This window comes from Citrobacter sp. wls619, from assembly GCF_005281345.1.
Taxonomy (GTDB): domain Bacteria; phylum Pseudomonadota; class Gammaproteobacteria; order Enterobacterales; family Enterobacteriaceae; genus Citrobacter.
Genome location: NZ_SZXJ01000038.1, coordinates 59,746 through 80,027 on the forward strand (window position 1 = coordinate 59,746; position 20,282 = coordinate 80,027).

The 20,282-nt window shown below is 51.1% G+C and carries 16 protein-coding genes; 13 read left to right on the plus strand and 3 right to left on the minus strand.

What is annotated here, in order from left to right:
- Positions 1-234 precede the first annotated feature (234 nt).
- Positions 235-294, plus strand: a complete 60-nt coding sequence (locus tag FDX19_RS25275; protein WP_137378378.1) for a type I toxin-antitoxin system Ibs family toxin — start codon at positions 235-237, stop codon at positions 292-294.
- 99 nt (positions 295-393) lie between these two features.
- On the opposite strand, the gene yegD is transcribed toward FDX19_RS25275, so the two are convergent.
- Positions 394-1,746: a molecular chaperone gene (yegD, locus tag FDX19_RS07540; protein ID WP_137382243.1), complete on the minus strand. Its 1,353-nt coding sequence runs from the start codon at positions 1,744-1,746 to the stop codon at positions 394-396.
- A 136-nt stretch (positions 1,747-1,882) separates the two neighbouring features.
- Here yegD and alkA point away from each other — a divergent pair, with 136 nt between their 5' ends.
- Positions 1,883-2,752, plus strand: a complete 870-nt coding sequence (gene alkA / locus FDX19_RS07545) for a DNA-3-methyladenine glycosylase 2 (protein WP_137382244.1) — start codon at positions 1,883-1,885, stop codon at positions 2,750-2,752.
- On the opposite strand, the gene FDX19_RS07550 is transcribed toward alkA, so the two are convergent.
- Positions 2,720-6,049 carry a diguanylate cyclase gene (locus FDX19_RS07550; RefSeq protein WP_137382275.1) on the minus strand — a complete coding sequence of 1,110 codons (3,330 nt, stop codon included), beginning with the start codon at positions 6,047-6,049 and terminating at the stop codon, positions 2,720-2,722. The genes alkA and FDX19_RS07550 overlap by 33 nt on opposite strands.
- A 315-nt stretch (positions 6,050-6,364) precedes the next feature.
- On the opposite strand from FDX19_RS07550, the gene udk reads away from it, so the two are divergent.
- The 3 genes from udk to asmA all read left to right on the plus strand — a co-directional run bounded on the left by udk (position 6,365) and on the right by asmA (position 9,559).
- Positions 6,365-7,006: a uridine kinase gene (udk, locus tag FDX19_RS07555; RefSeq protein WP_005128328.1), complete on the plus strand. Its 642-nt coding sequence runs from the start codon at positions 6,365-6,367 to the stop codon at positions 7,004-7,006.
- Between the two features lie 91 nt (positions 7,007-7,097).
- Complete coding sequence (gene dcd / locus FDX19_RS07560; protein ID WP_003036774.1) at positions 7,098-7,679, plus strand: dCTP deaminase; 582 nt, start codon at positions 7,098-7,100, stop codon at positions 7,677-7,679.
- 26 nt (positions 7,680-7,705) lie between these two features.
- Entirely contained in the window at positions 7,706-9,559 is a 1,854-nt protein-coding gene (gene asmA, locus FDX19_RS07565) for an outer membrane assembly protein AsmA (protein ID WP_137382245.1), read from the plus strand.
- Positions 9,560-9,602: 43 nt separating this feature from the next.
- Here asmA and FDX19_RS07570 read toward each other — a convergent pair whose 3' ends face one another.
- Complete coding sequence (locus FDX19_RS07570; RefSeq protein ID WP_137382246.1) at positions 9,603-11,186, minus strand: TerC family protein; 1,584 nt, start codon at positions 11,184-11,186, stop codon at positions 9,603-9,605.
- Between the two features lie 656 nt (positions 11,187-11,842).
- Between FDX19_RS07570 and FDX19_RS07575 the strand changes: the two genes are divergently transcribed.
- The 8 genes from FDX19_RS07575 (at position 11,843) to wcaF (ending at position 20,279) form a co-directional block, all read left to right on the plus strand.
- Complete coding sequence (locus FDX19_RS07575; RefSeq protein WP_040231878.1) at positions 11,843-12,982, plus strand: polysaccharide export protein; 1,140 nt, start codon at positions 11,843-11,845, stop codon at positions 12,980-12,982.
- Between the two features lie 5 nt (positions 12,983-12,987).
- Positions 12,988-13,437: a low molecular weight protein-tyrosine-phosphatase Wzb gene (wzb, locus tag FDX19_RS07580; protein WP_137382247.1), complete on the plus strand. Its 450-nt coding sequence runs from the start codon at positions 12,988-12,990 to the stop codon at positions 13,435-13,437.
- Positions 13,434-15,596: a tyrosine-protein kinase Wzc gene (gene wzc, locus FDX19_RS07585; protein WP_137382248.1), complete on the plus strand. Its 2,163-nt coding sequence runs from the start codon at positions 13,434-13,436 to the stop codon at positions 15,594-15,596. Before wzb ends, wzc begins: the two co-directional genes overlap by 4 nt.
- Positions 15,597-15,673: 77 nt before the next feature.
- A complete protein-coding gene (wcaA, locus tag FDX19_RS07590) occupies positions 15,674-16,516 on the plus strand; it encodes a colanic acid biosynthesis glycosyltransferase WcaA (RefSeq protein WP_137382249.1) in 843 nt (280 codons plus the stop codon).
- Positions 16,517-16,553: 37 nt separating this feature from the next.
- Positions 16,554-17,771, plus strand: a complete 1,218-nt coding sequence (gene wcaC, locus FDX19_RS07595; RefSeq protein ID WP_137382250.1) for a colanic acid biosynthesis glycosyltransferase WcaC — start codon at positions 16,554-16,556, stop codon at positions 17,769-17,771.
- Positions 17,746-18,963: a colanic acid polymerase WcaD gene (gene wcaD, locus FDX19_RS07600; protein ID WP_137382251.1), complete on the plus strand. Its 1,218-nt coding sequence runs from the start codon at positions 17,746-17,748 to the stop codon at positions 18,961-18,963. The genes wcaC and wcaD overlap by 26 nt, the downstream gene beginning before the upstream one ends.
- A 5-nt stretch (positions 18,964-18,968) precedes the next feature.
- Positions 18,969-19,715: a colanic acid biosynthesis glycosyltransferase WcaE gene (gene wcaE, locus FDX19_RS07605; RefSeq protein ID WP_137382252.1), complete on the plus strand. Its 747-nt coding sequence runs from the start codon at positions 18,969-18,971 to the stop codon at positions 19,713-19,715.
- 9 nt (positions 19,716-19,724) lie between these two features.
- Positions 19,725-20,279, plus strand: a complete 555-nt coding sequence (wcaF, locus tag FDX19_RS07610) for a colanic acid biosynthesis acetyltransferase WcaF (RefSeq protein WP_137382253.1) — start codon at positions 19,725-19,727, stop codon at positions 20,277-20,279.
- Positions 20,280-20,282: the final 3 nt, after the last annotated feature.

A 20,282-nucleotide genomic window follows, 5' to 3' on the forward strand; every position in this document is an offset into this window, starting at 1 on the left:
TTTAGCCAGTGAACAAGGGAGAAAAATGGAGGAATTATGAAACACTGTAGGGATTCGTCTGAATGACGGCGCGGCTTTGCGAGGCATTACGCAACAATCAGCAGCGAAAATCACCAATGCGAAATAGTGTGCCAGAGTGTGGTCAAGGCAATAAGGAGGCAAGCCAGAGATTTCAGCGGGACGCTGGAACGGGAAAACCCCTCCCGAGGAAGGGGCCAAAAAAAGGAAAGGGTTATGATGAAGCAGGTCATCATACTGGTGATACTCTTAGTCATTAGCTTCTCGGCTTACTAAGACACCAGGGGGAGGGTAAAACCTCCCTAACCCTCACTCCTGAAAGTAATCCACAGTAACGATGATGTCAATATGCACGTTTTTCAGCCTGCGAGCGACTTAGCGGAAAACCACTTCCGCCCAGCGAGCCAGCCCTGCGGTGACAGAGCCAAAGTCATCGCCACCGGCGATAGGGATCCCCGGAAGCTGTTCAGCAAGGGCTTTTTTTATAAGCGGTGAACGGGCGCTACCGCCGGTCAGATAAATGACATCCGGTTTTTCCTGCGCGTTATCCAGCGCTAACTGAACCTGTTCGAGAATACGTGCCAGCGGTTGGTTTAACGCCGCTTCCAGTCCTTGCTGGCTGATAGCGGTGGCCAGCGCATCGCTGATAAACGGCAGTGCCGCGGTAACGTTTGTCTGGTCAGAAAGCGCAATTTTGCTCTCTTCTGCGCTGCGAACCAGGCGATAACTCAGGCGTTCACGCCAGACTTTAAGCAGCAGCGCCACTTTATCTGCTTCACGTGCATCGCGGATCAGATCGTTGAGTAAACGTCCGTTGGCGGCGCTGTAGAAATCACTTTGTGCCGGAACATCGTTGATCGCGACCGCGTTCCACCAGGGTAAAATCGGCAATGCGATGCCTTTTTCCGTTTCGCCGCCCATACCCAGCAGTGGCATCAGATGTTTAAAGGCCAGCGCAATATCCAGATCGTTACCGCCCACGCGGCAACCGCTGTGTCCCAGCAGGCTGTTTTCGCGATCGGCGCGCTGATGCCATTGCGGTCCCATTAGCAGTAGCGAACAGTCAGTGGTACCACCGCCGATGTCCACCACCAGTACGCGTTTTTCTTCCTGCAAGGTTGCTTCAAAATCCAGACCCGCGGCTACCGGCTCGTACTGAAAAACCACATCCTGAAAACCAGCACGCTTTGCAGCACGCGCAAGGATACCCTGCGCCTGGGCGTTGGCATCATCACCGCCTAACCCCTGGAAGTTGATCGGGCGACCGATAACGGCCTGGGTGATGGCTTCAGGTAGCTGGTTTTGCGCCTGATTGCGAATATGCAGCATCATCGCGCAGACCAGATCTTCAAACAGCGCAACCTGCTGCGGCTTCAGGCCGCTGGCACCCAGGAATGATTTTGGCGATTTAACAAAGTAAACCTCTTCCGGGTCGTCAATGTATTGCGCCAGTGACGCCAGACCAAACTGCACGCTATTGGCGCTAACATCGATGTCTTCATCACGGTTATAACGCATCGCACGACTCAGTAGCGCCTGTGTTTCGGCATCCGTCGTAGGGACATCATGATGGCGATACAACCATTCGCTCACCGCTTCACGCGTAGGCGCACAAAGCATTGAGGGCAGTAATGTGCTGTTATTTTCCATTTTGAGCAAGTGTGGCTGCCCGTCACGCATTACGGCTACTGAACAGTTTGCCGTACCGTAGTCAAAACCAATAAACACCGTAGAAATCCCCATGCCAGTGAAGAAGGGGCGTGACTTTAGCGAAATGTTGCCGCCCCGACAACTGGAATATGAAAGCAAGGCGTATCGATTGAATACCGTTTATGCTGTAGGTTTAACTAAAAAGGACACCTGAATGTTAACACTGAGCTGGCAGCCGCCCTATGACTGGTCCTGGATGCTAGGGTTTCTTGCCGCCCGTGCGGTGGAGGGCGTCGAAACCGTCGGGGAGCTGCATTACGCCAGGAGCCTGGCAATCGGTGAGTATCGCGGGCTGGTGAGCGTGATGCCTGACCTGAAGACAAACCAGCTTCAGGTCAGGCTAAGTCCGGGGCTACAGCCCGTTGCGCCAGAATGCCTGGCCAAAATTGAGCGGTTATTCGATCTTGGCTGCTGCCCACAGCATATTGCTAACGCACTGGGCAGTCTGGGCGCAGCGCGTCCTGGCCTACGACTGCCTGGCTCTGTCGATGCTTTTGAGCAAGGTGTGAGGGCGATATTAGGCCAGTTAGTGAGCGTTGCCATGGCGGCAAAACTGACCGCGAAAGTTGTACACGCCTACGGTGACAGGCTTGATGAGGCGCCTGAGTATGTGTGTTTTCCCACACCACAAGCGCTGGCTGCTGCTGAGCCTTTGCATCTGAAAGCCTTAGGGATGCCGCTCAAACGCGCCGAAGCGCTCATTCATCTGGCACGAGCAACGCTTACCGGAAGGCTTGCATTGGTTGCACCAGCTGATATTGAGCAAGGCGTAAAGCACTTACAAACGTTTCCCGGTATAGGCCGCTGGACTGCCAATTATTTCGCTCTACGCGGTTGGCAGGCGAAAGATGTTTTTCTTCCTGACGATTATTTGATCAAACAACGCTTTCCGGGCATGACACCAGCCCAGATCCGGCGTTATGCCGAGCGCTGGAAGCCGTGGCGCTCCTATGCGTTATTGCATATCTGGTATACGGAAGGGTGGCAGCCGTCAGTTGATAGCGAAGTTGCTGGTATTGAGTAGCAGATCCAACGGCTGAGCATCAGCAATGATGTCGCCGTAGATCATATCAATACCGATACCAGAAAGTGCGTCCATAATAAGCGGCATTTGCACGGGGCCGGCGATCGTTTTGATATCCAGTCGCTGTGCATGGCCCTGGATAATAGAAACCCACATTTCATCCATCAGGTTGCCGTGAACACTGGCACTGATCTCACTGTCGAGTAACAGGTAATCGACGGTGTGAAATTTCAGATTTTCAACGATCTCTAAGTCGCGTCCAACCTGGCTTAAAATAATCCGACAACCCGCGTGACGAAGCCGCTGAATGGCCGATAGGCTCTGAGCTGGATGCGATTTCATCACTCCGGCTGGAATGGTCAGGTGTAATAAGCGAGGTGGTAGCGGACTACGTTGTAACTGCGCCAGCAGTTCATCCACAAGTTCGGTACTCAACAGCCCAGCGGCAGAAAGGGGAAGGGCAATACTGAGCCCCTTACTGGCAATCGCCGTCGCAGCATGCTGGAAAAATTCGTTAAAAACCCGGCGGTCAAGTGCATGATTAAGCGCAGGGTCAACGAGTCCGGTACGGAAGATATGCTCTTCGATAACATCACCGTCCTCTGTTCCCAGGCGCAGTGAGAGGAGCCAGAAGCTGAATGTCTCAGGAATGCGTGGAGAGGCCACACCCCGGGCGATCATGAGCATCGGGTTGTGCGCAATAATGTGTTTCTGTTCATCAAACGACAGCAGTTCCCGTGAGGTGTGCGTCTGACTTTGCTGAGGCTCATACACGCAGACCCGGCCACGTCCGCTGTTTTTGGCGGCATAGCAGGCGATATCTGCCTGAGACATGACCTCAGTCGCGACATTATTTTTCTCATCGATCAGCGTAATACCCGCACTGGCGCCTATGTGGTGCAGACGGCCTTCCCATCTGAACTGATACTCGTTGATGGCGCTGATAATACGGCCTGAGATAAAGCGAGCGCTTTCGATGTTGCAATCAGGCAGCAACAGACCGAATTCATCGCCACCGAGACGTGCCAGTACATCGCTGGTACGCAGCATGCTGAGCATCAGAGAAGCCAGTTCGCGCAGCAGGGCATCGCCAGCGGCATGGCCCGCGCTATCGTTCACGGCTTTAAACCTATCCAGATCGATAAAGACCAGAACATGGCGTTGATGCGTATCGTGTACGGCTTGTAGTAATTGTTTCAGATGGTTCTCGAAGCTGACCCGGTTAGCAAGATGGGTGAGGTCATCATGCGACGCGCTGTAGCTCAGTTGGCGTAACATCTTACGTGACTCGGTGACATCCTGAATGACCAGCACGGAGCCAATGCTGCCGCCGTCAAGGGTACTGAGTGGCGTAATGCTGTACTGAATGTCGTAACTGCTGCCGTTACGGCAATGCAGAACCACCTCCTGCTCTATGGCAGTACGCGACATATCGGCACTGTAGATGTTTTCCATCAATGGGCCGTTATCGCCAAAGGTAATACGCAGCACTGTCAGTAACGGAATACCTATCGCGTCGTCCTGCTGCCAGCCGCTCATCTTCTCGGCCACCGGGTTCATAAAGGTCACGTTCATGTCGACATCAATACAAATCACCGCTTCGCCGATTGAGTCCAGCGTGATGTGCAGGCGCTCTTTTTCCTGGTACAACGCTTCGTTGAGTTGCTTCACCTCGGTCATATCCAAATTGATGCCGAGTAAGCGTTCAACTTCTCCGTCTTTATTTAGTACCCGGTTAGCCAACGAGCGGATGTGTCGCACTCCGTCACGTACTGCAATACGAAATTCTAGCTTAAAGGGAATTCGTGCGGCCAGAGAGTCGCGAATCACATTTTCAGCATGCTCGCGATCTTCCGGCACGACGCACTCGTACCAGACTTGCCAACTGGGTTTGATATGTGGCGGGACTTCATAGAGATCGAACATGCGCTTATCCCAACTGATCACGTCGGGTTGCAGTTCCCATTCCCAGATACCGATACCGCCCGCTTCGTTGGCGAGGGTAATGCGCTCCATCAGCCGCTTATTCATCCACTCGGTGTGCTTCAGGTCGTTTATGTCTTCAACCTGCGCAATAAAGTAGAGCGGGGTGTTGTCGCTGTGGCGTACCAGCGAAACGGCCAGCAATGCCCAGACGACGTCGCCCGCGCGCGTGTAGTAGCGCTTTTCCATGGAGTAGCTGTTGATTTCACCACGGGCCAACATGCCGAGTTGTTCGAGGTCGTTATTCAGATCTTCCGGCCAGGTGAGTTGCTGGAAGGTCAGCGCTCTCAGCTCTTCCTGACTGTAGCCAAGAAACTGACACAACGCCTTATTTGCCTGTAACCACTGCCCTTCGGTACCGACCAGCGCCATGCCAATCGCGGAATATTCCATTGCATTACGAAAACGCGATTCGCTTTCAGAGATGTGTTTTCGCTCGGCCCGAAATGCGTACATCACCATAGTCATCATGTTGGCTGGCAACAGAATCATCAAAAACGGCAGCCACGGAATACTTGTCATCACATTCGCTTTTGGCGTGTAGAGCAGCGATGGGTTGGCAGCCAACATCAGAGAGACCATCATGACGGTGCTGAGGAAAATTAAAAATGCTTCCATACGCGGCAAACGGACGGCGCTCCACATCAGCAAAACAATGACGCAGGTAAACGGCCACGGCACGTACATCATGGAGAGCCAACTGAACGTTAAGGTGACGAGCAACGTGATGAGGGTCTCAAGCAGTAAACGTGGATCGCGGTGGCGCAGCAGATAATGAGGCTTGAATAACAGACCTAATGGCACCAGCGCCAGCGCGCCGATGGATTCGGAAAGCACCCAAATGAGAAACGTATTTAACGAGGTTCCCTCCGGGAGCAGTAGCCACATCAGCACACCACCTAACAGCGGGGGTATGACGGCGCTACCTAACGCCAAACGCGCCCAGTCATTCAGATTCTGTAAGGGGTTATACCAGGGGAGCAGTTTGCGCAATAACATCGCGCCGGCGACCGCTTCAATAATATTGATGGTCGTATAGGCATAGTTAAGCGAACCGCCAGGAAAAAACAGCAAAGACGCACCGATGCTGCCGAATGAGCAAGCCAGCGCTATCCCGGGCCACATTTTTCCTGCATGGCGGTAAAACGCCACCATCATGATTGAGGTTGGAAACCAAAGCGGTGCCAGTTGGGTACCGAAACGCGACAGCTCCAGCGAGAATAGCGTAAAGATAAATGCTACCAGACCTAAACTGGCCAGGCGCAGCAGAGGATGGGGTAGGGTAACTAAAACATGTTGGAATTGTTTACTCATTACCACTTTACCCAAATAGCCGATGTCGGCCAGCAGAGTTACCAGCCGCATCACGTTTAATCTTTGTTTATGCTAGTACAAATAATTTACAATTTATACGCCAGTTGCTCATAAATTAACACGCTCAAGCCATTAATTCCTAAGGCGGGTGAATAAAAATTGAGCCTGCTTTAAAATTAACCGTTTTAATTTGCGACAGGGAAAGCATTGGTGCAGCCTGGGCTGGCATCGCGCTGCTGAAATCCCTATAATTGCCGCGTTTGGCGTTTCGACGCCGCCCTTCCTTACATCCAGGTTAATCAGGTCGCTAAATTTATGACTGATCAGTCCCATCAGTGCGTCATTATCGGCATTGCCGGCGCATCGGCTTCCGGCAAGAGTCTTATTGCCAGCACCCTTTATCGCGAATTGCGTGAACAAGTCGGTGACGAACATATTGGCGTTATTCCCGAAGACAGCTATTACAAAGATCAAAGCCATCTGTCGATGGAAGAACGCGTAAAAACGAACTACGACCATCCGAACGCAATGGATCACAGTTTGCTGTTTCAGCATCTGCAAACACTTAAACGTGGTTCCGCCATTGAATTGCCCGTTTATAGCTATGTTGAACACACGCGCACACAAGAAACTATTCATATTGAACCCAAGAAAGTCATTATCCTGGAAGGCATTTTATTGCTGACGGATGCGCGTTTGCGCGATGAAATGAACTTCTCTATTTTTGTTGATACGCCGTTGGATATTTGCCTGATGCGCCGTATCAAGCGGGATGTGAATGAACGTGGTCGTTCAATGGATTCGGTGATGGCGCAATACCAAAAAACCGTACGTCCGATGTTCCTGCAATTTATTGAGCCTTCAAAACAATACGCCGATATCATCGTGCCTCGCGGCGGTAAAAACCGCATTGCTATCGATATTCTGAAGGCGAAAATCAGTCAGTTCTTTGAATAAGTTCAGCGAATTGTGTACCGTTCAGTGATAACCTGGTTCACCCTTAACGCGCCTGGCATTAAGGGGTTGAAGCACGAAAGGAGAAAGTGCCATGCGTTTATGTGACCGAGATATTGAAGCCTGGTTGGATGAAGGTCGTCTGTCGATCAATCCACGTCCTCCTGTCGAGCGTATCAATGGCGCAACGGTAGATGTGCGTCTTGGTAACAAATTTCGTACGTTCCGCGGTCATACGGCGGCGTATATCGATTTGAGCGGGCCGAAGGATGAGGTCAGCGCTGCGCTTGACCGCGTAATGAGTGATGAAATTGTCCTCAAAGATGGTGAAGCGTTTTTCCTGCATCCGGGTGAATTAGCGCTGGCGGTAACTTTCGAATCCGTTACGCTGCCTTCCGACCTTGTTGGCTGGTTAGACGGTCGTTCTTCGCTGGCACGTCTGGGCCTGATGGTACACGTTACGGCACACCGTATTGATCCGGGTTGGTCGGGCTGCATCGTCCTGGAATTTTACAACTCAGGAAAATTACCGTTGGCGCTGCGCCCCGGTATGCCGATTGGTGCGCTGAGCTTCGAACCGCTTTCCGGCCCGGCAGCGCGACCTTACAACCGTCGCCAGGATGCGAAGTATCGCGATCAGCAGGGCGCGGTAGCCAGCCGGATCGATAAAGACTGAGTGTTTTTCAGTCCATTGGGGATAGCATGAGACGATTTCTGACGACGCTGATGATTCTTCTGGTCGTGCTGGTGGCCGGTTTCTCTGCGTTAGTATTGTTGGTGAATCCGAACGATTTCCGCGCATACATGGTGAAGCAAGTTGCTGCGCGTAGCGGATATCAACTGCAGTTGGATGGTCCTCTGCGCTGGCACGTATGGCCCCAGTTGAGCATTCTCTCCGGGCGCATGGTACTAACGGCCGAAGGCGCCAGCGAACCTCTGGTTCGTGCCGACAATATGCGTCTGGACGTCGCCTTGTGGCCGTTGTTGAGTCACCAACTCAGCGTAAAGCAAGTCATGCTCAAAGGCGCGGTGATTCAACTCATACCTGAAACCGAGGCTGTGCGCGGAGTCGATGCCCCTGTTGCGCCAAAAGATAATACACTGCCGGATCTGGCAGAAGATCGTGGATGGTCGTTCGATATCGCTCGCCTGCGCGTGGCTGACAGCGTTCTGGTATTCCAGCATGAAGACGATGAACAGATAACGGTTCGTGATATTCACCTGAATATGGAACAGGACGCCCAGCATCGCGGAACGTTCGATTTCACCGGCCGTGTTAACCGCGACCAGCGCGACCTGACGTTGTCGATCAGCGGCGCTGTCGATGCGTCTGACTATCCGCATGATTTAGTCGCTAACATTGAGCAGCTGAGCTGGCAGTTACAGGGCGCAGACTTGCCGCCGCAGGGGATCCGCGGCCAGGGTCAGCTTCAGGCCCGGTGGCAGGAAGAGAAAAAACAGCTCAACTTTACGCAGATTAACTTAACTGCCAATGACAGTTCACTCGCCGGGCAAGCGCAGGTGACGCTGGCGGAGAAACCCGCATGGGACGTCGATCTGAAATTCGGCCAGCTCAATCTGGATAACCTGATCGTACAGCATGACGCTCTGGCGGCGACAGATACCGGGGCACAGCAGAGTCAGAGCCAGTCGACGCTGGCGCGGCCGGTCATTGCCTCGCAGGTTGATGCCGTCTCTTATCAGGGGCTGCAAGGATTTTCCGCCAATATTGCACTACAGGCGGATAAAGTTCTCTGGCGGAAAATGGCATTTGATAATGTTTCTGCAAAAATCGTCAACCAGGCTGGCTTGTTGAATATCAATGAGTTGCAGGGAAAAAGTGACGGTGGATTGATCTCGCTTCCTGGCTCGCTGGATGCCAGAAAAGGCTCTCCACGGGCAGTCTTTCACCCACGGCTGGAAGGCGTAGAAATCGGCACTATCCTGAAAGCCTTTGACTATCCGATAGCCCTTACTGGCAAGCTGTCACTGACTGGCGATTTTTCGGGCTCTGACATTGATGCGCAGGCGTTTCGTCACAGCTGGCAAGGACAGGCCAATGTTGAGATGAGCGGCACGCGTATGGAAGGCATGAACTTCCAGCAACTGGTGCAACAGGCGGTTGAACGTAGCGGCGGCAATGCAAGCTCACAACAGGATTTGGATAATGCGACGCGGCTGGATCGCTTAGTGACCGATCTGACGCTGGATAATGGCAAGGTTACGCTGGATAACATGGAAGGGGAGTCTGCCATGTTGGCGCTTTCGGGTAAGGGCACGTTAGATCTGGTTGAGCAAAATTGTGATACTCAGTTTAACGTACGCGTGCTGGGCGGATGGCATGGGGAAAGCAAATTAATCGATTTCCTCAAAGCGACCCCGGTTCCGCTCAGGGTCTATGGCAAGTGGCAGTCGTTGAACTATAACCTGCAGGTGGACCAACTCTTGCGTAAGCATATGCAGGATGAAGCAAAACGTCGATTGAACGACTGGGCCGATCGCAACAAAGACTCTCGCAACGGCAAAGACGTTAAAAAGCTGCTGGATAAACTCTGATCTCTATTGCCGGATGTCGCTTTAGCGCCATCCGGCATATCGCTTATACCTCGTAATCCATCTCTTCTTCACTGCGCAGTGGTGTCAACTGGACTTTCTGCACCCGATGGTTTTCTACTTGCAAGGTTTTCAGCAAATAATCACCAACCTGTACTTCCTCTCCGGTTTTCGGGATGCGCTGCAGATACTCCATTAACAGCCCGGCGATGGTGTGATACTCACGTTTCTCATCTAATGGGATCGGGACATACTGCACCAGGTCTTCCAGCGGCATATGACCGTTTGCCGTCCACGACCCATCGGCGTTTTTCTGAATATCATGACGAGCGTCGATCTCTTCGACTTCATTTGGCAAGTTACCCGCGATGGTTTCCATCACGTCGCTCAGCGTCACAATTCCTTCCACCGAACCAAACTCATCGGCCACAAAAGCGAAGTGCGTACGGGCATTACGGAACTGCTCCAGCGCCGGAAGAAGCGGTAGGGTTTCCGGGAATACCAATGGCTGGCGAAGCAAGACGCGCAAATCGAGCGGTTCGCCACGCAGCGACTGTTGCAGAAGGTCAATCACATGCACCACACCGAGCAGTTCTTCCTGCTCATCTTCTCCGGTTACGACCAGACGCGTATGCTGGTTTTTCTCCAGTAGTGTGCGAATTTCTGTTTCCGGCGCATTGAGATCAATGTGCTCGATATCATGGCGTGACGTCATGATGCTGCTGACGGTTCGCTGATTAAGGTTCAGTACGCGCTCAATCATCCGCCGTTCTTGTGGTGCAAAAATCTGACCTTCATGATGATCCGCCAACATGGCGGCAGTTTCGGCATCCAGCTCGGCATCTTCTTTTTGACCGCTTATCAGGCGCATCACCGCCTCGGCGGTACGCTGGCGTAACGTGTGGTTAGCCGACAGGAAACGACGACGATTAAAAATAGCCAACTGGTTCAGGGCTTCTATCATGACTGAGAAGCCGATAGCTGCGTACAGATAGCCTTTCGGGATGCGAAAACCAAAGCCTTCCGCGACCAGGCTGAAACCAATCATCAGCAGGAAGCTCAGGCACAGAATAACGATAGTTGGGTGGCTGTTAACAAAACGGGTCAACGATTTACTGGCCAGCATCATCAGGCTGATGGCAATAATTACCGCCGCCATCATGACCGCCAGATGATCAACCATACCAACAGCGGTGATCACCGAGTCCAGTGAGAAAATGGCATCCAGTACCACTATTTGCGCGACCACGCCCCAAAATTTCGCACCCCGACGTTGGGTGGGATTGTCGCTGTCTTTCCCTTCCAGCCTTTCGTTAAGCTCCATCGTCGCTTTGAACAGCAGGAAGAAGCCGCCAAATAGCATGATCAGGTCACGGGCACTGAAGCTGAAGTCCCGAATGCTGAACAGAGGCGTGGTCAGCGTCACCAGCCATGATATTGACGCCAGTAGCAGCAGGCGCATAACCATTGCCAATAGTAGCCCGGTAATACGCGCCTTATCTCGCTGGGATGGCGGGAGTTTCTCCGCGAGGATGGCAATAAAAACAAGATTATCAATGCCAAGAACGAGTTCTATCACGATTAGCGTGACGAGTCCGGCCCAGATTGACGGATCGGCAATCCATTCCATAGTAAATGCTATACCCATAGTTATATGACAATTGTCACAATTCGATCATGGGTAAAACCGACGAAAAATGCAATGGCGAGAAGGGATTTCTCTGCCCTTTATATCAGGACAGGGGCGAGAAAATAGCCTGAAGGTAACTGCAAGAAATGGCTTTATTCATCCAGTTATATTTAGGAAATATCGCAGATTGGATATTTATATATTAACATTGTCAACATCAATAAAATCCTAAAAATATAAAAATCTCACGCTTAATATTAATCTTAAAAGACTACGTTTCAGGACTTGTTATCTTGCCTGCTATTCGGTTAGCTGCAACAATTCTTCCCGTAATAATCAAAAGAGAAATATGTTGCCAGTATCGCACCATGCTATTTCTGATGGGCAGGTTCTATGAATATGATGAAAATTGCGAGGACGGTAAAAATATAAATTAATCAGTGCATTGGTAGCTAATGAAGCCAGGGGCGGTAGCGTGCCTGGTCGCCTGATGATAAACCTAAATTATTCTGTCAAGAGACTGCAGATGAATTCATTTTTTTTAGGACTGATGCCAGTTAAATTCTTATTCAATTAACGGCAAGGTAAATGCAAACAGGCGTAATCACTATTTAAAACGCACGTGATAATGACTCTGCCAAAGTGATAAATAATCAATGATGAAATCCAAACTTAAATTGATACCAGTATTGGTGTCGGTAATATTGATCAACGGTTGTACCGTGCTTCCGGGCAGCAATATGTCTACCATGGGCAAAGATGTGATTAAGCAGCAGGATGCCGATTTTGATATCAACCGGATGGTGAATGTTTATCCGCTTACCCCACGACTGGTTGAACAATTGCGTCCGCGCCCGAATGTTGCTCAACCTAATATGTCGCTGGATCAGGAGATCTCCGGGTATCAGTATCGGGTCGGTCCCGGCGATGTCCTGAATGTCACCGTCTGGGATCATCCCGAACTCACCACGCCTGCGGGACAGTATCGTAGCTCAAGCGATACGGGAAACTGGGTGCAACCTGACGGCACCATGTTTTATCCCTACATTGGCAAAGTTAGCGTGGTGGGAAAAACGTTGGCAGAAATTCGTAGTGATATTACCGGGCGCTTAGCGAAGTACATCGCAGACCCGCAGGTGGACGTTAATATCGCCGCATTCCGCTCGCAAAAGGCGTATGTCTCCGGGCAAGTGAATAAATCCGGTCAACAGGCCATCACCAACGTACCTCTTACCATCCTTGATGCTATCAATGCCGCAGGCGGCCTTACAGAAGCAGCCGACTGGCGCAACGTTGTGCTGACCCACAAAGGGCAGGAGCAACGAATTTCTCTGCAAGCGCTAATGCAAAATGGCGATCTGAGCCAGAACCGTCTGCTCTATCCTGGCGATATTCTGTTTGTTCCGCGAAATGACGATCTGAAAGTGTTCGTGATGGGTGAAGTGAAAAAACAGAGCACCCTCAAGATGGACTTCAGCGGTATGACACTCACCGAAGCGCTGGGTAATGCGGAAGGCATCGACCTGACCACCTCCAATGCCAGCGGTATCTTTGTTATTCGTCCATTAAAAGGCGAGGGTGGGCATAACGGCAAGATAGCCAATATCTACCAGCTTGATATGTCTGATGCGACATCGTTGGTGATGGCGACCTCTTTCCGACTTCAGCCTTACGATGTGGTGTATGTCACGACCGCGCCGGTTGCTCGCTGGAACCGTTTGATCAATCAGTTGCTGCCGACCATTAGCGGTGTTCGTTATATGACGGATACGGCCAGCGACCTTCACAACTGGTAATCGCCATGTTTAACAAAATCTTAGTTGTCTGTGTGGGGAACATTTGCCGCTCTCCGACGGCAGAGCGCTTGTTAAGGCAATTCCATCCGGCGTTGACGGTGTCTTCCGCTGGCCTCGGCGCGCTGGTAGGCAAGGGCGCCGATCCGTGCGCCATCAGTGTGGCGCAGGCACATAACGTGTCGCTGGAAAACCATTGTGCACGGCAGATCTCGGGGCGGATGTGCCGGGAGTATGACCTGATCCTGACTATGGAAAAACGCCATATTACGGCGTTGTGTGAAATGGTGCCGGAGATGCGCGGCAAAGTGATGCTGTTCGGCCATTGGGACAGCGAACGCGAAATACCTGACCCGTATCGTAAAAGCCGTGATGCGTTTGATGCGGTGTATGCACTACTTGAGCGGTCTGCCCATCAATGGGCCCAGGCACTGAATGCGGAGCAGGGAAAATCATGACAGAAAAAGAAAAACAGTCTGCCACGCCGGTAACGGGCAACGATGAAATCGATATCGGACGTCTGGTGGGGACCGTAGTCGAAGCACGCTGGTGGGTACTGGGCATAACCGCCGCATTTGCGCTGTGTGCGGCGGTCTACACTTTGTTTGCCACGCCGATCTACAGTGCCGATGCGCTGGTACAAATTGAGCAAAACACCGGCAGCTCGTTAGTTCAGGATATTGGCTCGGCGTTATCCAACAAGCCACCTGCATCTGAAGCTGAAATTCAGCTTATTCAGTCACGACGGGTATTGGGCAAAACGGTAGACGATCTCAATCTGGACATTTCCGTCACCAAAGATTCATTTCCTCTTTTTGGTGCCGGCTGGGACCGTCTGATGGGCCGCCAGAATGAAACGGTCAATGTGACGACCTTCACCTTGCCAACGTCAATGAATGAACAGACCTTCACGTTGAGCGTACTGAACGACAAAAGTTATCAGCTGGTGAGTGACGGCGGCTTTAGCGCGCGTGGTCAGGTTGGGCAGTTACTGAACCATGACGGTGTAACGATGCGGGTTGAGGCGATTCATGCCATTCCGGATAGCGAATTTACCGTCAGTAAGTTCTCCACGCTTGGCACGATTAACAACCTGCAAAATAATCTGATGGTGACGGAAACAGGTAAAGATACTGGGGTGCTGAGTCTGACCTTCACGGGAGAAGATCGTGAGCAAATCCGCCAGATCCTCGACAGTATTACCCGCAACTATCTGCAACAAAACGTGGAGCGTAAATCTGAAGAGGCCGCTAAAAGCCTGGCGTTTCTGGCAAAGCAATTACCGGAGGTGCGCAACCGTCTGGACGTTGCCGAAAACAAGCTGAATGCATTTCGTCAGGATAAAGACTCCGTTGATTTACCGCTGGAGGCCAAAGCGGTGCTGGACTCGATGGTCAATATTGATGCCCAGTTAAATGAACTGACCTTTAAAGAAGCTGAAATCTCCAAACTGTTCACCAAAGCGCACCCAGCGTACCGCACGTTGCTGGAAAAACGCCAGGCGCTGGAAGATGAAAAAAGCAAGCTGAACGGGCGCGTGACGGCGATGCCGAAGACGCAGCAGGAAATTGTCCGCCTGACGCGTGACGTGGAGTCCGGCCAGCAGGTCTATATGCAACTGCTGAATAAACAGCAGGAGCTGAAGATCACGGAAGCCAGTACGGTCGGCGATGTGCGTATTGTCGATCCCGCCATTGCCCAGCCCGGTGTCCTGAAACCGAAAACGGCGCTGATTATTCTCGGCAGTATCCTGCTTGGCTTGATGCTTTCAGTGGTTGGCGTGCTGCTGCGATCGCTGTTCAATCGCGGTATTGAAAGCCCGCAGGTGCTTGAAGAGCACGGCATCAGCGTGTATGCCAGCATTCCTTTGTCCGAATGGCAAAAATCCCGTGATAACGTGCAGACCATTAAAGGCGTTAAGCGCTATAAGCAGAGCCAGTTGCTGGCGGTAGGTAATCCGACTGACCTGGCAATAGAAGCGGTGCGCAGCCTGCGTACCAGCCTGCACTTCGCCATGATGCAATCACGTAATAATGTGCTGATGCTGACCGGGGTCAGCCCGTCGATTGGCAAAACGTTTGTCTGTGCCAACCTGGCTGCGGTTATCAGTCAGACCCACAAGCGCGTGCTGCTGATCGACTGTGATATGCGTAAAGGCTATACCCATGAGCTGCTCGGGACCAATAACGTCAACGGTCTGTCTGAGATCCTGAGCGGCAAGGGAGACATCCCCTCCTGCGCAAAGCCGACTTCAATTGCACATTTTGACCTGGTCCCTCGCGGGCAGGTTCCTCCTAATCCTTCAGAACTGCTGATGAGTGAACGCTTTGGCGAGCTGATGACCTGGGCTAGCGCAAACTATGACCTGGTGCTGATCGATACGCCGCCAATACTCGCCGTGACCGATGCGGCTATCGTTGGTCGCCACGTCGGAACCACGCTGATGGTGGCGCGTTACGCGGTCAACACGCTGAAAGAGGTGGAAACCAGTCTGAGTCGCTTCGATCAAAACGGTATTCAGGTGAAAGGGGTGATCCTCAACTCCATTTTCCGGCGCGCCAGCGGGTATCAGGATTACGGTTACTACGAATACGAATACACGTCGGATTCGAAATAGATAACTCACAGCAACGCATATCGAATGTAGGCCTGATAAGCGTAGCGCTATCTGGCAACTTTATCTGGGACAAAAAAATGACTACAGACAACCCGCTAATTTCTATTTATATGCCCACCTGGAACCGCCAGCAGTTGGCTATTCGGGCGATTAAATCGGTGCTGCGCCAGGACTATAGCCACTGGGAAATGATCATTGTCGATGATTGCTCTTGCGAGTATGAGCAGCTGCAACAGTTTGTTGAGGCGTTAAACGATCCACGCGTGAGCTATACGCATAACGAGATTAACTCCGGCGCGTGCGCAGTACGCAATCAGGCCATCATGCAGGCCAGTGGGCAGTACATTACGGGGATTGATGATGACGATGAGTGGACGCCGAATCGCCTGAGCACGTTCCTTCAGTCTCGTCATCAACTGGTAACGCACGCTTTTCTCTACGCTGATGATTATGTCTGTGAAGGTGAGGTTTATTCACAGCCAGCCAGTCTGCCGCTGTATCCAAAATCGATGTACTCACGCCGCCGATTTTATAAACGCAATATCATTGGTAATCAGGTTTTTAGCTGGGCCTGGCGTTTCAAAGCATGCCTGTTTGATACGACGTTAAAAGCCGCGCAGGATTACGACATTTTTCTGCGCATGGTGGTGGCCTACGGTAAACCCTGGAAGGTAAAAGAGGCGACGCAGATCCTGCATGTGAATCACGGCGAGATGCGCATTACTTCTTCTCCGCATAAGTTCTCCGGTTATTTCCAGTTCTATCGCAAGCACAAAGGTAAATTTGACCGGGCGAGTAAAAAATATCAGCTGTTTACCCTTTATCAGATCCGTAACAAGCGGATGAACTGGCGCACATTGCTGACGCTGCTTTCCATCCGTAACGGCAAACGCCTGGCTGACGGTCTGCGAGGACGTTAAGTATGCTGCGTCAACATGTGAGAGCAAAGGTAATGCAATGAATATTCTGCAATTTAATGTTCGGCTTGCCGAAGGCGGGGCGGCCGGGGTCGCGCTGGATTTACACCTGCGCGCACTGGAAAAAGGGTGGTCGTCGCGGTTTGTATACGGTTATGGCAAAGGAGGCAAGAAAAGCGCCAGTCACGGGAATTATCCGCACGTGATTAAACATGCGCCGCGTTTGACGTCGGCGGCGAATATTGCGCTGTTTCGCCTCGCAAACCGCGATCTGTTTGGCAATCTCGACAATATGTACCGCACAATCACCCGCACCGCGGGCCCGTTGGTTCTGCATTTCCATGTGCTGCACAGTTACTGGCTGAACCTCGAAGAGGTGGTGGCGTTTTGCCAAAAGGTAAAGGCACATAAGCCCGATATCACCCTGGTCTGGACGCTGCACGATCACTGGAGTGTTACCGGACGCTGCGCCTTTACCGATGGCTGCGAAGGCTGGAAAACGGGCTGCCAGAAATGCCCAACGTTAAGCAACTATCCCCCGGTTAACGTTGATAAAGCACATCAGCAACTGCCCGGAAAACGTCAAATGTTTCGCACGATGCTGGCGCTTGGCTGCCAGTTTATCTCGCCCAGTCAACATGTGGCGGAAGCATTTAATAGCCTGTACGGCGCCGGGCGTTGTCACATCATCAATAACGGTATCGATGTGGCGACGGAAGCGATTCTTGCTGATTTGCCGGTTCAGCATGAGCCGCTGGGCAGACCGAAAATTGCCGTGGTAGCCCACGATTTGCGCTATGACGGCAAAACCAGCCAGCAACTGGTCCAGGCGCTTATCGCGCTCGGTGACAAAATAGAGCTGCATACCTTCGGTAAGTTTTCCCCGTTTGCCGGATCAAACGTCGTCAACCATGGGTTTGAAAGTGACAAACGAACCTTGATGGGGGCGCTAAATCAGATGGATGGGCTGGTGTTCAGTTCGCGGGTTGATAACTATCCGCTGATCTTGTGCGAAGCGCTTTCTATCGGTGTACCGGTTATCGCCACGCACAGTGAGGCGGCACAAGAAGTGCTGGCAAAATCAGGCGGTAAAACGTTCAGTGAAGCGGATGTTCTGCATCTGGTACAACTGAAAAAATCAGAAATTGCACAGGCAGTCTTTGACACCACGTTGGCTACCTTTAGCCAGCAGAGCCGGACAGCATACAGCGGACAACAGATGCTGGAGGAATATGTCTCGTACTATCAGGGTCTGTAGCTATCTGGTGTTGCCGCTGCTTTATCTGCTGGTTAACGTCAAGCTTGCGCAACTGGGCGAAAGTTTCCCTGTCACCGTTGTCACTTTTTTACCGCTGTTGCTACTGCTGTTCGTCGACCGTATCAATATTAAAAAGCTGTTGATTGCGTTGGGAGTGGGTGCGGGGCTGACGGTGTTTAACTACCTGTTTGGCCAATCGCTGGATGCCAGTAAGTATGTAACATCCGCCATGTTGTTTATCTATACCGTGATCATTATTGGCATGGTGTGGAGTATTCGCTTCAAAACCATTTCGCCACATAACTATCCTAAGATTTTGCGTTTATTCTGGCTGGTGGTGGGGTTAGTGGTCGGTCTGGCGGCCGTTGAAATGGCACAGATCATTCTCAGCGGTGGCAGCAGTATAATGGAAGCTATTTCGAAATATCTTATTTACAGCAATAGCTATGTGCTGAACTTTATTAAGTTTGGTGGAAAACGTACCACTGCACTCTATTTTGAACCCGCATTTTTCGCTCTGGCGTTAATCTCAATTTGGCTCAGCATCAAACAGTTTGGTATCAAAACGCCCAAGACCGATGCTATGATTCTGACTGGGGTGATATTGTCAGGATCGTTTTCAGGGGTAATGACATTTATTTTGTTTTACCTGCTGGAGTGGACGTTTCAGTACCTGAATAAGGATGCGATAAAAAAGAAGTTACCCCTGGCGATTATCTCACTGAGTGTGTTTGTGGTGGGCGTGATATTTGCCTTCCCCTACATCGCGACGCGTCTTGGTGATTTAGGCACTGAAGGCTCTTCATCTTATTATCGCATAGTCGGGCCGTTGGTTATGGTTGGATATTCATTACTGAATGTCGACGGTGTAGTGAGATTTGGCTCACTTTATGAATATGTTGCATCATTCGGAATCTTTAACGGTGCAGATGTAGGTAAAACGATAGACAATGGTTTGTATCTGTTAATTATCTATTTTTCGTGGTTCGCCGTAATATTATCCCTGTGGTACCTGGGAAAAGTAACGAAAATGATGATGAATGCGTTTGGTGATAATCAGAATTATCGGGTGCAGCTTTATCTTTTTACACCGTTGTCGTTGTTTTTCACCGGTTCAGTATTTAGTCCGGAATACGCATTTTTAATCGTATGTCCGTTTATTTTGCGCAAAGCGCTGAATATCGCGAGGTAATTTACATGCTGCTGAGTATTATCACCGTCGCTTTTCGCAATCTGGACGGGATCGTCAAAACCCATGCGTCACTGGCGCATCTTGCGCAGGCGCGCGATATCAGCTTTGAGTGGATTGTTATCGATGGGGGGTCTACAGACGGCACGCCGGCGTTCCTGGAGAATCTCAATGGAGAGCATCAGTTACGTTTTGTCAGCGAGCCTGATAACGGTCTCTACGATGCAATGAACAAAGGTATCGCTATGGCACACGGGCGTTTTGCTCTCTTTCTCAACTCTGGAGATATTCTGCATGCTGATTCTGCACATTTTATTCGCCAGTTAAAAACGCAGAGTGATAAAACGATGGTGATTGGCGATGCTTTGCTGGATTTTGGCAATGGTAAAAAAATGACGCGCCGGGCTAAACCCGGTTGGTATATCTACCACAGTTTGCCAGCCAGTCATCAGGCAATATTTTTTCCACTGACGGGCCTGCAAACCTGGCATTATGACTTGCAATATAAAGTATCATCGGATTATGCGCTGGCAGCAAAATTATACAAGTCCGGGTTCGCCTTTAAAAAGTTGACTGGTTTAGTGTCGGAGTTTTCCATGGGCGGGGTATCGACTACGAATAATCTGGAATTGTGTCGGGATGCCAAAAGAGTCCAGCGTCAAATATTGCGCATGCCCGTTTTTTGGGCTGAATTTTCTGAATACATACGTCTGCGTACAACCGGTAAAACAAAACATTTATATGGTAAAACGTAAGGTCACACTATGCAGGATTTAAACGGCTTCGCAGTGCCGAAGGGTTTTCGCGGCGGCGGTGCAATTAAAGTGCAATTATGGTGGGCGGTTCAGGCAACATTATTTCACTGGTCACCACAGGTTATGTACCGCTGGCGTGCTTTTTTATTAAGGATATTTGGCGCAAAAATAGGAAAAAACGTAGTTATTCGGCCTTCAGTAAAAATTACTTATCCGTGGAAATTGACACTGGGTGATTACGCCTGGGTGGGGGATGACGCGGTTCTATATACGTTGGGTAATATTACGATTGGGGCTCATGCGGTTATTTCGCAGAAAAGCTATTTATGCACCGGAAGTCATGATTATGCCAGCCAACACTTTGATATTAGCGCCGCGCCAATTGTGATTGGCGAGAAATGCTGGCTGGCGACAGATGTTTTTGTCGCGCCTGGCGTGACGATTGGTGACGGCACCGTCGTGGGTGCACGCAGCAGCGTTTTTAAATCGTTGCCGGCCAATGCCATATGTCGGGGTAACCCCGCAGTAGTTACGCGTAAACGCGTCGAGAACGTTACTCCCTGAAGG

Excerpts from the sequence above, each read along its gene's own strand:
- wcaD (WP_137382251.1), top strand. The coding sequence starts at position 17,746 with ATGTCTCGTACTATCAGGGTCTGTAGCTATCTGGTGTTGCCGCTGCTT.
- FDX19_RS07575 (WP_040231878.1), top strand. The coding sequence starts at position 11,843 with ATGATGAAATCCAAACTTAAATTGATACCAGTATTGGTGTCGGTAATA.
- udk (WP_005128328.1), top strand. The coding sequence starts at position 6,365 with ATGACTGATCAGTCCCATCAGTGCGTCATTATCGGCATTGCCGGCGCA.
- wzb (WP_137382247.1), top strand. The coding sequence starts at position 12,988 with ATGTTTAACAAAATCTTAGTTGTCTGTGTGGGGAACATTTGCCGCTCT.
- asmA (WP_137382245.1), top strand. The coding sequence starts at position 7,706 with ATGAGACGATTTCTGACGACGCTGATGATTCTTCTGGTCGTGCTGGTG.
- wcaA (WP_137382249.1), top strand. The coding sequence starts at position 15,674 with ATGACTACAGACAACCCGCTAATTTCTATTTATATGCCCACCTGGAAC.
- wcaC (WP_137382250.1), top strand. The coding sequence starts at position 16,554 with ATGAATATTCTGCAATTTAATGTTCGGCTTGCCGAAGGCGGGGCGGCC.
- wcaF (WP_137382253.1), top strand. The coding sequence starts at position 19,725 with ATGCAGGATTTAAACGGCTTCGCAGTGCCGAAGGGTTTTCGCGGCGGC.
- dcd (WP_003036774.1), top strand. The coding sequence starts at position 7,098 with ATGCGTTTATGTGACCGAGATATTGAAGCCTGGTTGGATGAAGGTCGT.
- alkA (WP_137382244.1), top strand. The coding sequence starts at position 1,883 with ATGTTAACACTGAGCTGGCAGCCGCCCTATGACTGGTCCTGGATGCTA.
- FDX19_RS07570 (WP_137382246.1), bottom strand. The coding sequence starts at position 11,186 with ATGGAATGGATTGCCGATCCGTCAATCTGGGCCGGACTCGTCACGCTA.
- FDX19_RS07550 (WP_137382275.1), bottom strand. The coding sequence starts at position 6,049 with ATGAGTAAACAATTCCAACATGTTTTAGTTACCCTACCCCATCCTCTG.
- wcaE (WP_137382252.1), top strand. The coding sequence starts at position 18,969 with ATGCTGCTGAGTATTATCACCGTCGCTTTTCGCAATCTGGACGGGATC.
- wzc (WP_137382248.1), top strand. The coding sequence starts at position 13,434 with ATGACAGAAAAAGAAAAACAGTCTGCCACGCCGGTAACGGGCAACGAT.